Here is a 14,027-nt window from a genome sequence, read left to right on the forward strand (position 1 = left end):
ACAAATATTTTCTAAAACTTGTATTTTCTTAATTATTCTGCTATTATGAATATTAAATCATTTAATTATTGCAAAACAGCCCTGGAGGAAATATGAAAACACATATTTTAAATAAAATGAGAAATGTTGAAGTTGAAAAGTATTTAGACCGTGGCAGAGATGTTATCTTTATTCCTGTGGGAACTGTGGAGCTTCATGGTGATTTACCACTTGATTGTGAAACCATTTATGTGGAAGCAATTGCGGAAAAGATGGCCGAAGCCACCGACAGCCTGTCATTAACCGGTCTTCCCTTCTTTTATCCGGGTGCGACACGGACAGGACGGGGTACGGTATACTTAAGCATTGCAGAAGGTGCTTCTTATTTGAGGCAGCTGTCTGACAGCCTGTTAAAGCAGGGCTTTCGTAAGCAGATTTATGTCTCCGGTCATGGCCCTGCCTATTTAACAATCAACAGTTTTATTATGGATGCATTTCATGACAAAAAAGTCCCGTTCGTTCATATCAGCCTGCTGCAGGCGATACAAATTGCAAAAGATAACGGCTGGCAGGTAACAGACATACCTTTCAAAGAGCTTATGTACGGCGCTTATAAACAGATGAACCAGCTGGATTACCTCTTTGTTGATCCTGATGCAGGGCAGGAGGAAGAACCGTTTCATGCCGCTTCCGAAAATCCCCTGAAATCAGCGGTTCAAAGACTAAATGCCGTTGCTACCTCACCTGGTAATGTAGGATTTTTCTATGAAGAATTTTCAGACCATGGCGGCGGGGAAGGCTGCCGATCCATTGCCGAACGTGATGAACTCGCTCTTAAGGGAACCAAAATGATTGATGACTTTGTCCGCTTCTTCAATCCCCAACAGGTAATCGACGACTTAAACCAGATTGATCTTGCAACTGAGAAGCGTATCATTCCCCGTTATCCTCATTTAAAATAAGAAAAAATATTTGATACATATACAGAAAGGATCCAAATAACATGCAGATTGCCAATGGAAATAATTTATCAAGAGTTAAGGTCACGAATCAGTCCGCGATTCGCCAGATGATTTATCACGATGGCCCCATTTCCAGAATTGAAATATCAGAAAAGCTTTCACTTACCCTCCCTACAATTACTACCACTGTGAATTTTCTACTTTCCAAAGGACTGATTAAAGAGGTGGAAAACACAAAAGCTTCCGGAAAAACCCTTGGGCGAAAGGCATCTCTCATTGATATTTCAGACGATGGCGGATATTTTATTGGAATTGAAACACGCGGTACTATGCGCCGTGCCTGTATCACGGATTACCGTGGTAAACTGATAAAAGCAATTGCAGATGATACGGCCTACAGTGATTATGATGAAATCATGTCAGAAACTTCAGAACTGGTTAAAAAGCTGCTTCGGTCCAGTAAAATACCAAAGGCGAAAATCGCTGGTATTGGACTTTGCATACCGGGACTCGTCGACCGCAGCAAGGGAAAACTCATTGTCCTTCCAGGCTACGAATGGAAAAACAAAGATCTGAAAGGCGATTTGTCCAGGCTGCTTAACTACGACGGACCTGTCTCAATCGAAAACAATGCCTGCGCAAGAGCCTATGGCTCCTATTTATTTGATCATGAACGAATGGACCACTATCACTCCTTTGCATACTTTATGGTTTCAACAGGTATTGCCTGTCCTTTGATGTATACTCATGATCGTTTTCGGGAATCTATCATCGGCCAGGGCGAAGTGGGACATATGGTGGTTGACTCTCACGGTCCTCTCTGCAGATGTGGTAACCACGGCTGCCTTGAGGCATTTTCAAGTGAACGGGCGATCATTTCCAATTGCATCAGCAAACTGAGTAACGGCAAGGCAGATATTCTTCGCGGCATCTGCGCGAATCCTGAATCTCCAACCATATATGAGATAATTAAAGCCCAGTCTGAAGGAGACCAGAGTGTGATTGAGATCCTGGAAGATGCGGTTTATCACATGGGAATTGGAATTGCCAATATTGATAATTTCGTAAGACCCAAATGTATTCTGATTGACGGAAACATCTTCCAGAATCAGAAGAACAAAGATCAGCTCATGGATGTTATTCATCGGAATTTATATACAGCCACTGATATTGATACCAACTTTATGTTTGTTGAGCCTGATACCTATAGCGGTGCTTTAGGAGCTGCTGCTGCCGCGGTACAAAATGATTTAAAAACTTTCATTGAATAGCTTCATGAGAGCAGCCTCGTATTAGAATTTTTTTGATATTCAATGCAAATAATACAATCGCAATACTAATCGACAAAAAATCCGAAACTGGCTCTGCCAGAAGCACAGCAAACAGCTTATCATCAAAAAACATGGGTAAAAGATAAATCAGGGGAATAAGCAAAATAAGTTTTCTTAAACATGCAATAATAAGAGACAGTTTCGCCTGACCAAGAGCATTAAATATTCTCTGAATTGCTATTAAGATTCCAAATATACCGGAAACTGCAAAATAAACATAGATTGCTTCCACAGATATGGTTATTAATTCCTGAGAACTGTTATTAAATATTTTTACAAAAGATTCAGAGAAACAATAAAGCAAAATCCAAAAGATGAATGTGTAACCAAAATCCAACAAAAACAGCAACTGACATGTTTTCCGAACTCGTTTTACTTTACCCGCCCCATAATTAAAACTTATAATAGGTTGTGCGCCCTGTGCAATCCCCTGAGCGGGAAGCGTCTGAAATTGCATAAGACTTGCGATAATCGTCATTGCACCAACTGCCAGATCACCTCCATACTTTGCAAGTGATATATTAAATACAATACTCAAAGCGCTTTCCGTAGCTGTCATAATAAAAGTAGAAAAGCCCAAAGATAATACCGGTATTATTACAGCTGGCCTGATCATCAGGCAATTAGATCTTATTTTTAGATTTGTCTTACACGAAATCAGAATATGTAAGACCCATAATGCTGATACCATCTGTGAAATAACAGTTGCAACAGCTGCCCCCGCAACACCCATTTTAAATACAAAGATAAAAAGCGGATCTAACAGGATATTTAAAATTGCACCAATCATAACAGTCGCCATGCCGATCCCTGAATAGCCCTGGGTGATGATGAGAGCATTTAATCCCATTGTCAGCATAACAAAAACAGTTCCCAGGATATAAACACGCAAATAGGGAAGGGCATATGTCAGGCTGTTGTCACTTGCCCCAAATAACCGTAAAACTGGCTCCAATGATAGTTCTAAAATAATTGTAAGTAACAGTGATAAAATGATTAAAACCGTCACACAATTCCCAAGCACCTCTTCCGCAGCCTCCTGCTGTCCTTTTCCCATAAATATAGCAATTCTCGGTGCACCTCCCTGGCCAATCATACCTGCAAAAGCCGAAATAATCATAATGACTGGGAAGCACAATCCCAGACCGGTTAAAGCGATGTCTCCTGTTTCGGGCATGTGTCCGATATAAATTCTGTCAACCACATTGTATAACATACTGACCAGCTGCGCTATGACAGAAGGTATTGCAAGCTTCAAGAGCAGCTTTCCTACTCTTTCTTCTCCTAAATTTATACTATTATCCATTTTTCTACCTTTCGTACCACTAAAATGAGCAAATAGAACTGCATAATTCTGTTATGCAGTTCTATCTCATAAAATTAATTATACTTTTTTACTCATCAGTTCCCGCCGTCAATTGCGCCATGATATAGGCCATCCCCTTACCATCCCGGATCATTTCCCACACTTTTTTTTCAAGGTGCGGCGGACAATACTGCTTTATTTTCGCCCACATCATTCGATCGCTTAGACGCCTGTCACAATCCCTTGGAACTACATCGCAGGTCTGCTGATACCAGTCCAGAAGACGAAGCTTCAGTTCCATTGTTTTTGTTTCATGTACAGATTCACCATAAACATTATTTTCTTCAAGAGGATCAGACTGAAGGTCATAAAATTCATGGCGGCCGTTTGACCGGTGAACATATTTATAAAAATGATCCCGTATCATGGTTCCTTTACAATGGGCATCTGCGTCCAGCTGGGCTGTCTGCCTTGGCCAGTACATGCTGGTTTTTGGAATTACACCGGAACTGCCGGCTGCCGGATGGTATTCATCGGCCTGTGTTTCCCATGGCATTCTGCCGCCCTCACAAAAAACGGTATCACGCAGCTGTACACTCCGGTCCATGAGAACAGGCTTAAGAGACTTTCCAAAGTGATCATGACTGGGGTTTGTATTGGTATAATCCATCACAGTTGCATAAAAATCCACCAGTTCTACCAGGGAATCAGAAATTCCAGCATCAACCGGCTCTCCCTTAGGCGGTTTTATAAGCAGCGGAACCTTAGTGAGACAATCTTCAAACGTATTCTGGGATTTTTCCGGTAAATCAAAGTCACCTGCATAATCACCGTGATCGCTCAGGAAAAAGATAGCACAATCGTCGTAGATTCCAGCTTCCTTCAGTGCACCGCATAAGCGTCTGAACTGTTCATCCACCTTCATGCACATCCCTAAGTAACAGGCACGCAGCTCATCCCAGTCCTGCTCCGTATAGGAATCCATAGCCATGAGATCTTTCAGGGCTGACTCCATCTCCGGCTTGTCTCTTCCTGCTGCCGCACGTCTGGGCAGCAAACTTCGGTCAATGGCTGAAAAATAGGGTTCTTCCACCGCATAGGGGGTATGGGGATACATTAAGCCAAGAAACATACATAACGGCTGGTCATTGACCCGGTGAAATATCCGGTCAATCGCTGCATCCACCACTCCGTCATCATTGGAATAATGGATTCCGTTCTCATCGGTCAACAGCCTGCCTTCGTAATGAGAGTAATAGTTCTTATCTCCCATCTGCCCCCGAAAATCTTTTTTTTCCGGCCCCGGCGGCTTGGGACATTCCTCCCCATAGTAGATCTCAGTTGCATGCTCTTCCATAAGCCCTGGTATCTGCCCTGCAATTAAATCATTCCGGGTGTTCATCCAGACATAATAACCTGCATCTTTCAATTCGGAAAACAGGCTTGATTCATGGCTGCGCAGCAAATGCTGCATGGTACGATGCCCGCCCACATGGGGGTAGAGACCGGTAAAAAAGCTGCACCGGCTGGGAACACATACCGTATTCTGGCAGAAGGCATTACGAAACGATACAGCTTCCGACCCGGCAAATTCATCTAAGAACGGAGTCCTGGCTGCCTTATTCTGCTCCAGATGAGCAAGGCAGTCAGAACGCATTTCATCGGGATTGAAGATAATAATATGAGGTCTCTTCTCCATAAGTTTTATTCCTTCTTAACTAATGAACTTCTGTATGGCATACATAAGAGCGTCTGCCCATCATATCTGCGGGTTTTCCAGTCATCAGCACACGGCTGTTTAACGTAAGATTTGCTGAACTTGTTCCCACCATAAGGTGCATATTTCCCGGCTCAACCACAAACTCCATACATTCGTTGTAATAGCCTAATTGTGCCATATCCAGATGGAATACAACCTGTTTTACCTCTCCTGGCTTCAGGGACACACGGAGGAATCCGGAAAGCTGCTTGCTTGGACGTGTTACATGAGCCTCAGTAAAACTGGTATAAAGCTGTACCACTTCATCGCCGGCAACATTACCGGTATTTTTTACGTTACAGCTGATTTCCAGTTTTCCGTCTGTGGGAATTTCAGCTGAAGATAATCCCAGATCAGAAAGCTCAAATGTGGTATAGCTGAGACCATGTCCAAAACAGTAGAGCGGGTCGGCAGGACCATCCACATATCCTCCGGAAAAGATGGAAGAAGCGGTGATATCTCCTCCGCTGTTATAACCGGATCCGATGCGGTGGTTATAATAGATGGGGATTTGTCCCGTTGATCTGGGTACAGTCATTGTCATCTTTCCTCCGGGATTTGTTGTTCCGTCTAACACATCGGTAATAACCTTACCTGCAAACGGACCGGGCATAAATGCCTGCAGAATTGCTCCGCAGTTTTCCTGTGCCCAGTTAACAGCAAATACACCTGGTCCATAAAGCACCAGAACTACTGGTTTGCCTGTTGCTGCAACTGCTTCCAGAAGCTTCTGCTGAACACCTGGCAGGTCAAGGAACTGACGGTCTTTCCCCTCACCTCCGGTTACATTGACCCAGCCTGAGTTTCCGCCGCATGCCATCACAATCACATCTGACTCTCTGGCTGCTTCCACTGCTTCGGCAAAACCATCTGTCTCTTCTCCGATAATGCTGCAGCCCTGTGCATAGGATACCGTGAAGCGCTCTGTAAGAACTTCTTTTAAACTGCGTGTTCCTGTCCTTCTTAACGCTGATTCCATATCGTTCATGGCGTCCTGTTCTTCCTTTGAGAACATATCAAACATGACTGCAAAAGGTCCTTTGTATTTCTTTTCACTGCTCTGTGCTTTTTCCTGCTCATCAGCCAGACCGTTAAAACCAGTTGACTGGCCGCTGGCACCTGCCTTCATCATTTCAACATATGCCGGATAGGTGTAACCGCTCACCGGATACCGCAGTGAATCCCCATGGGGGCCAATTAGCGCTACCTTTGTTCCTTTTTTAAGGGGGAGTACGCCGTCATTTTTTAACAGAACCATTGATTTGGCTGCAATTTCTTCACTCAGTTCATTCTTTGAATCATTGCATAATGCCATGGTAACCTTCTCTGCTTCGCAATATGGATTCTCAAACAGGCCGTGTTTGAATTTTACCGTAAGCACACGGCGGACAGATGCATCAATGCATTCTTCACTGAGTTCGCCAGACCGTACATACCCTGGCAGCTGACGGAAGGCTGCTCCTACAGGAATCTCTGTGTCCGTACCCGCTTTTTTTGCCAGATATCCTGCCTCTTCATAGGTTTTCGCTACCTTGAAGTATTGATGGGTTTTCAGTACCGCCGCACCATCAGACGTTAAAACTCCATCAAAGCCCATAGTCTTACGAAGCAGATTTTCAATAATATCCTTGTTCACAATCACAGGAAGCCCATCGATCTCTCCATAATTTGCCATCATGGCATCCAGTCCTGCCAGCTTATCCGCTGCTTCAAAAGGTGTTGCAAATATCTCATAAAGCTCCCGTTTTCCCATACGGCATGCTGAAGTATTTAAACCGCCCTGTGTTGAGGAATATCCCAGGAAATGCTTTGCAATACAGCTGACGCCCTGCTCCTGCATTCCTTTTACATAGTGAACGCCGAACTGACTGGTCAGATAAGGATCTTCTCCAAAGGTCTCATAAGTTCTTCCCCACCTGGGATCCTGAACGATATCGATTACCGGGCTCATGGCGGAGGTAATTCCCACACTGCGGCTCTCCTGTCCGATAATTTCACTCATCTTACTGGCAAGCTCTGGCTCCCAGGTACATCCCATATTGATCATTGCAGGGAAAAGGGTGCCCCCTGCTGCAGGATAACCGCAAAGATTCTCTGCCTGTAACGCAACTGGTATTCCCAGTCTGGTCTCTTCCACAAAATAACGCTGAATCTGGTTGCTGATTCTGGATATCTGCTCCGGACTTACCAGACCAACAATGGAATACTGAGTAAAACGTCCATGACCGTCAGGGAACTTCTCTTTTAAAAGCTCTGTATTTACTTTTCCATCTTCAATAAATGAAGCCGGCAAATCACCGCATAATTGGGCAACCTTCTCTTCTAGAGTCATTCTGGAAAGAAGATCCTCCACTCTCGCTTCTATGGGTTGGTGTGGGTCCTTGTACAATTCCATATCAAATACCTCCATTTATTTATATTTTTTTATCTCTTTGCAATTTGACACAATACGGTTCATTGGTTATAATGGTATTAATTATTTAAATTGTTTAATTTAATGAGAGGACTATTACCACATGAAAAAAACATACCTTGTCGATACCTTTAAGGCTGCAGTAAGCATTGCCACCGTCCTGTTTTCTCTTATGATTGTTATCAGCCTGATCATCCTTTCGCGTCTGGGTTCAGCTGCCGTATTTTTTCTGATCGGACTTCTCTTTGTGAAGCCAATGCTCACCTACGCTGCTTCCGTTTGTGTGGACCAGACAGGCGTTCGCTGCTTTCTCCCCTGGAAAAGGCTTCAATCCTACACCTGGGGTGAAGTTGGGGAAGTGGGTGTGGCAGGAACGAAGCTTTTTACCAGAAAAGATTCCAAGAATACCGGATCACTCTATATTTACATTTCAAAAACAGCTTTAACAGACGAAGACCGGTTTGACATGATGCTTCACTGGCCGCCAAAGGACCTGATTTATCTCACCTATTCCAAACAGCGCTTAGATGAAATACAGATGCGGTTCAGCAATAAGATCCAGACCTATAACGCAGGCGACCTTCATTTCTGATCCTGCCAGAAAGACTCCAAAAACACTGATTCTTCCTTAGCGTTTTTGGAGTCTTTTTCCTTAATTATACGAGGAACTTATTTCCTCCAGGCGGCAGCATGTCACGAAATGTCCAGGGGATACTTCTTCCTGTTTCTGCTGCTTTGAGCATTCCTCTTTCGCATAGGGACAGCGGGCCGCAAAGCGGCAGCCTGGTTTTGGATTGACCGGCGATGTGATTTCACCGCGGAGAATCTCACGCTTATTGGGTTTATCAATATCTGTGGATGGGATTGCAGAAAGCAATGCTCTTGTATAAGGATGAAGCGGGTTTTGAAACAGTTCCTTTGAAGAGCATTTTTCAACAACCTGTCCTAAGTACATAACACAAATATCATCGGAAATATGGCGTACCACTGACATGTCATGAGTAACAAACATATAGGTCAGACCCTTTTCCTTCTGGAGCTTTTTTAAAAGGTTAAGTACCTGTGCCTGGATTGATACATCAAGAGCGGATACCGGCTCATCACATACCACAAACTCAGGTTCTAATGCAAGCGCACGGGCAATTCCCACCCGCTGTCTGCGTCCGCCGTCAAGTTCATGGGGGTATGCTTTTCTCAACCGTTCATCTATACCAACCAGATCCATTAATTCCTGTGTTTTCTGATCAATCTGGCTTTTTGTAAAACGCCTTGATACAATCAGGGGTTCCCGGATTGTGCTGTCTATGGTTTTACGTGGATCAAGAGAGGAATATGGATCCTGGAAAATAATCTGCATTTTTTCACGGGCCTGTCGTAAATCCTTCCCCTTTAAGTTGGTGACATCTTTTCCGTTTAATAAAATCTGTCCTTCTGTACTTTCATGGAGATGGATAATGGTTCTTCCCAGGGTGGATTTTCCGCAGCCTGACTCTCCTACAACGCCCAGAGTACGTCCTTTTTCAATGGTAAAGTTGACATCATCAACAGCGTGAAGCATACCGCGGGGAGTTGTAAAATATTTTTTTAAATTCTTTACTTCAATAACCGGATTCATTTAATCCTCCCCCTTCATAACGGCTTCGATTCGGCAGCAGCGGCAATCGTGTCCATCCTGAGTCTTGTTCATGCTGATTGGTTCCTTCCGGCATGCATCTGTTGCAAATTTGCATCTTGGTGCAAAGGAGCAGCCCTGAGGCAGGTTGGTTGGATCCGGCGGCAGTCCGTCAATTGGATGCAGCCATTCTTCATCCTCATTCATGTCGGGGATTGCGCCGAACAGACCGATGGTATACGGATGGGAGGGGTGTTTAAAAATCTGCTGCTTTGTTCCATACTCAATAATGCTGCCTGCATAGATGACTGCCACAGTATCGCAAACCTGCGCAACCACACCCATATCATGGGTAATTAACAGCATGGCAGTGTTATATTTGTTTCTTAACTCTGCGATCAGATCAAGCACCTGAGCCTGTATGGTCACATCGAGAGCCGTCGTTGGTTCATCTGCCAGAAGTAGGTCGGGATTGCATGCCAAAGCGATGGCAATGACAACTCTCTGCTTCATACCGCCGGAAAACTGGTGGGGGTATGAATAATAACGCTCTGCAGGGATCCCTACAATTTCAAGCATTTCCTTTGCCCGTTTTTCATGTTCTGACCGATTGTTGCTGTCACTATGCAGACTCACTACTTCTGCGATCTGATCGCCGACACGAAGAACAGGGTTTAGCGCTGTCATGGGATCCTGAAATATCATGGATACCTTGTTTCCGCGGATCTTTCTCATGTCAGTTTCTGATAATTTCAAGAGATTTTCCCCTTCCAGGTAAATCTCACCATTTGCAATATGACTGCCAACATCGGGTAAAATCCTAAGGATTGATTTTGCAATCGTAGTTTTCCCTGCACCGGTCTCACCGACCAGTCCCAGGGTTTTTCCCCTCTCAAGCTGAAGGCTTACGTCATTTACGGCATGGACAATCTGGCCATCCGATTTGTATTCCACCTTTAAGTCCTTTATAGAAAGGAACGGCATATCTGTATTGATTTCTTTCTGATGCACAGCTGTTCCTCCTTCCTTAATTCTTCAATTTGGGATCGAGAGCATCTCTTAAGCCGTCTCCCAGTAAATTCAATGCAAGTACTGTCACTGCAATCGCAAGCCCTGGGAAATAAACCAGATGAGGAGCCTGACGAATAAACTGGCGGGCTGCTGATAACATGGCACCCCATTCAGGAATAGGAGGCTGAACACCAAGACCGATAAAGCTTAAACCAGCGGCCATGGTTATGGTCTGCGCCACTCCCATCGTGGCAGATACAATCATGGGTGAAATACAGTTGGGAAGCAGATGACTTGTAATAATCCGGAATTTGCTGCAGTTAATGGACTGGGCAGCTTCAATGTATTCGTTTTCCCGCTCCTTCAGCATCTGGGCACGCAGCATTCTGGCCATACCGGAAATACTTCCTATGGATAATGCGACGATTGTATTAAAATAACCAGGACCCAGTACGGCAGAAATAACGATCATTAAAAGCATTCCGGGAATCGCCTGAATAATATCCAAAAAACGCATGATGAGATTGTCCACCTGCCCGCCGAAGTAACCGGCAATTGCACCAATGGTACAGCCAATAACGGAACCAATGGCAACCGCTATAATACCGATGGAAATGGAATACCTTGCGCCAAAGAGCACACGGCTGAATATATCTCTTCCCATATCATCGCATCCAAACAGATGGGAAAATGATGGTGTGGCAAACATGTTTGCCATGTCCATAAAGGAATAGTCATAAGGTATAATGTAAGGTGCCAGGATTGCCAGAATGATTTCAGCTGAGAGAATTAAAAGGCCAAGCATTGCAGCTTTATTCTTACTCATCTGTCTCATAACAGCTGTAAAACCACCCTGATTCTTGGCATGTCCGGTCGTCTTAGGCATTTGCTTTCACCTTCCTTTTCTTCCTGCCTGATGCATACTGGGCTTTGATTCTCGGATCTACCAGTGCATAAAGTAAATCTACAATAAGCATACAGAAGCTGAATGTGATTGCAAGGAAAATGGAGCCGCCCTGCACAATGGGATAATCACGGCTGTTTACAGCACCGATGATATAGGTACCCATACCCGGAATTGCGAAAATGGTTTCAATAATCATCGCTCCTCCAAGAAAATGACCGAACATGGTTCCCATAACAGTTATAATAGGGATTAAACTGTTTTTTAAGGCATGTTTCATAATTACATCCCGTTCCGGTACACCTTTTGAACGGGCAGTTGTGATATAATCGGCACGGATTACATCTAACATGGCAGACCGGGTTTGTCTGGCGCAGCTTGCAAGACCTCCTGTACTTCCGGAAATTGCAGGCAGAATGTAAAATTTAATTCCAGCCAGCCCGGTTCCGATTCCCAACGCAGGGAGCCAGTTGAGTTTTACGGAAAACTGCAAAACCAGCAGCAACGCAAGCCAGAAATTGGGGATTGCCACACCTATCAGCGCAAGCACCATACAAAGAGAATCCTGCCATTTATTCTGCTTGATTGCAGCTATCACGCCCAATGGAATACCAATACCAACGGATATTAATAAGGTAGTAACAGTCAGCATCAATGTTCTTGGAAGACGTTCCTTAATAGAACTGGTAATATCCACATTGGTCAGCCAGGACTTTCCAAGGTCAAAATGGATAAAAACATCACTCATATACCGGCCGAGACGAAGCACAATCGGATCATCCAGTCCCAGTTCCAGACGTTTCGCAGCAAGTTCTGTTTCCGTCGCGGAAGGACCAAGGATAATTTCCTCCGGCTTTCCTGGGCAGAAGGTCATCATAATAAAAACGAGAATTGCAACTCCCAGAACAATCGGTATCATCCAGATCAATCGTTTCAATACATATTTTAACATATATTATTCTCCATTGAAGCTGACTGGTGCGCAGCCTTGTTGTGCTTATCTGCGCACCTCAGCTTAGAATTAGTATAAAACTGTTCTGCTTCTGATAATTTTAATAATTGGTAAACGTACTGGATGCCGGAGCAATATAACCCTGGTACTCAAGTACTTCTTTCTCCAGACCTGCATCTTTTCTGATTACTATAATCGTCTGGGGATTAAACATTCCATAAGCAATTGCATTATCCTTGATATACTTATGAACTGCGTCAATGTTTTCCTCTGTATAGCCGCTTGGTGTCCAGGTCTTATATAAAAGTTCTGCCAGAGTATTGTCATGACGGCTTGTTGCATCTCCGGTTTTATAAGCAGCAGGGTCATACCGGATAGACCAGTGGTCACTTAAGAATGTTCCGCCGATTGTATTAAGTACAATGTCATACTGAGTACCATCGAGACGGATAGAAGTAAATAACGCCATATCAACAATTTTTAATTCAACCTTGATGCCGATTGCCATTAAGTAACTCTGAAGCATCTGCGCCATTCTCTGGGATAACGTGTTACTGGTTGTAAGGATGCTGATTGATTCCCCGTTATAGCCGGAATCTGCAAGCAGCTGTTTTGCCTTGTCAACATTGTAATTGTAATAGTCTTCTTCCATCCACTTCTGGTTAAATCCGTTAAACATTGGAGGACATACATCATACATCGGTGTACCATAGCCCTGAAGCAGACCAGCAATCAGACCATTCTCATCTACGCTGTAGCAGATCGCCTGACGCAGTTTCACATTATTTGCAACTGCACTGCTGTCTGCGCCGGAGAAAAACATCTGATATCCCTGAGAACCATCTGCCAGTTCAACGGTGTAATCTTTGTTGTCAGCAAACTGTTTTACAGAAGACGGATCAAGATTCATTACCATGTCTACAATACCGGTTTCCAGAGCAATTGCCATCTGGGAAGATTCTGTAATACAGTGGTAACTGAGCTTCTTAACAGAAGGACGTACACATTTTGGCATATTTGCTTCATCCTGCCAGTAATCGCTTCTCTTTTCAAAAGACAGTTTGGAATTTGCTGTATATTCCGTGATCATGTAAGGTGATGTGGAAACCAGTGATGCGCCGAATTCATCAGAGCTGGCTTCAAATGCTTTTTTAGAGATTGCGTATGTATCTCTTAACAGAGATTCAAATGTACCCACGATATTGGATTTCATCTTAACTGTCAATGTATAGTCGCCAGTCTGTTCCACACTTTCAACCTTTGCAAATACAGGCTTTAATGCCCGTTTCATGGATTCCTGCATAAACCATACAATATCAGATGCATCGATTTTATTTCCTGCAGAATCACTTACTCTGTCCCAGATTTCAATATTATATGTAAATCCGTCATCATCTGTCTTCCATGATTTTGCAATCAGAGGCTCCATTTCCCGGATTTCATTTACAACTGCCAGAGATTCATACAACTGGGTCATAAACGGAGCATTTCTTAAAGTATTGCCTCTGAAAGGTGTTAAACTTTCCACCATTTGGTTATAACCGATATCCAATACACCATCGCCGCCTGTAGCTGCTGCCTGAGTACCCCCAGTGCCTGCTGTTGTACTTTCAGCTGCGGCGCTGCTGCCTGCACTGCTTTCAGTCGTTTCTGACTTAGATCCGCCGCAGCCTGCCAGCGTAGAAGCTGTCATTACCACAGCCAGGGCAAGCGAACAAATTTTCTTAAAACCTTTTTTCATAAAAAATTCCTCCTTCTCTGATGCCTTATTATTTCAAGTGTTTTTTAAGCACCTGAT

General features: G+C 43.9%; 11 protein-coding genes. 3 read left to right on the forward strand and 8 right to left on the reverse strand.

Annotated elements, in window-relative coordinates; all coding sequences use genetic code 11:
* Positions 1-92 precede the first annotated feature (92 nt).
* Both ABS301_RS13700 and ABS301_RS13705 read left to right on the forward strand, forming a co-directional pair.
* Positions 93-941 carry a creatininase family protein gene (locus ABS301_RS13700; protein ID WP_349672738.1) on the forward strand — a complete coding sequence of 283 codons (849 nt, stop codon included), beginning with the start codon at positions 93-95 and terminating at the stop codon, positions 939-941.
* Between the two features lie 41 nt (positions 942-982).
* The gene (locus ABS301_RS13705; RefSeq protein WP_349672739.1) at positions 983-2,212 is read left to right on the forward strand and encodes an ROK family transcriptional regulator; all 1,230 of its coding nucleotides are present in this window, start codon (positions 983-985) and stop codon (positions 2,210-2,212) included.
* Here ABS301_RS13705 and ABS301_RS13710 read toward each other — a convergent pair.
* The 3 genes from ABS301_RS13710 to ABS301_RS13720 form a co-directional block, all read right to left on the reverse strand.
* The gene (locus ABS301_RS13710; protein WP_349672740.1) at positions 2,202-3,578 is read right to left on the reverse strand and encodes an MATE family efflux transporter; all 1,377 of its coding nucleotides are present in this window, start codon (positions 3,576-3,578) and stop codon (positions 2,202-2,204) included. The genes ABS301_RS13705 and ABS301_RS13710 overlap by 11 nt on opposite strands.
* A gap of 88 nt (positions 3,579-3,666) precedes the next feature.
* Positions 3,667-5,277 (reverse strand): sulfatase family protein, encoded by a 1,611-nt coding sequence (locus ABS301_RS13715; RefSeq protein WP_349672741.1) that lies wholly within the window; start codon positions 5,275-5,277, stop codon positions 3,667-3,669.
* 19 nt (positions 5,278-5,296) lie between these two features.
* Positions 5,297-7,732: a glycoside hydrolase family 3 N-terminal domain-containing protein gene (locus ABS301_RS13720; protein ID WP_349672742.1), complete on the reverse strand. Its 2,436-nt coding sequence runs from the start codon at positions 7,730-7,732 to the stop codon at positions 5,297-5,299.
* A 121-nt stretch (positions 7,733-7,853) separates the two neighbouring features.
* Between ABS301_RS13720 and ABS301_RS13725 the strand changes: the two genes are divergently transcribed.
* Positions 7,854-8,342, forward strand: coding sequence for a hypothetical protein (locus ABS301_RS13725; RefSeq protein ID WP_349672743.1), 489 nt, complete (start codon positions 7,854-7,856; stop codon positions 8,340-8,342).
* A gap of 60 nt (positions 8,343-8,402) precedes the next feature.
* On the opposite strand, the gene ABS301_RS13730 is transcribed toward ABS301_RS13725, so the two are convergent.
* The 5 genes from ABS301_RS13730 to ABS301_RS13750 form a co-directional block, all read right to left on the reverse strand.
* On the reverse strand, positions 8,403-9,365 hold the full coding sequence (locus ABS301_RS13730; protein WP_349672744.1) for an ABC transporter ATP-binding protein: 963 nt from the start codon (positions 9,363-9,365) through the stop codon (positions 8,403-8,405).
* Positions 9,366-10,373 carry an ABC transporter ATP-binding protein gene (locus ABS301_RS13735; protein WP_502877966.1) on the reverse strand — a complete coding sequence of 336 codons (1,008 nt, stop codon included), beginning with the start codon at positions 10,371-10,373 and terminating at the stop codon, positions 9,366-9,368.
* A 16-nt stretch (positions 10,374-10,389) separates the two neighbouring features.
* On the reverse strand, positions 10,390-11,259 hold the full coding sequence (locus tag ABS301_RS13740; RefSeq protein WP_349672745.1) for an ABC transporter permease: 870 nt from the start codon (positions 11,257-11,259) through the stop codon (positions 10,390-10,392).
* Complete coding sequence (locus ABS301_RS13745; protein WP_349672746.1) at positions 11,252-12,229, reverse strand: ABC transporter permease; 978 nt, start codon at positions 12,227-12,229, stop codon at positions 11,252-11,254. The genes ABS301_RS13740 and ABS301_RS13745 overlap by 8 nt, the downstream gene beginning before the upstream one ends.
* A 100-nt stretch (positions 12,230-12,329) precedes the next feature.
* Complete coding sequence (locus tag ABS301_RS13750) at positions 12,330-13,970, reverse strand: ABC transporter substrate-binding protein (protein ID WP_349672747.1); 1,641 nt, start codon at positions 13,968-13,970, stop codon at positions 12,330-12,332.
* Positions 13,971-14,027: the final 57 nt, after the last annotated feature.

It is taken from the genome of Lacrimispora sp. (genome assembly GCF_031982545.1).
GTDB lineage: Bacteria > Bacillota > Clostridia > Lachnospirales > Lachnospiraceae > Lacrimispora.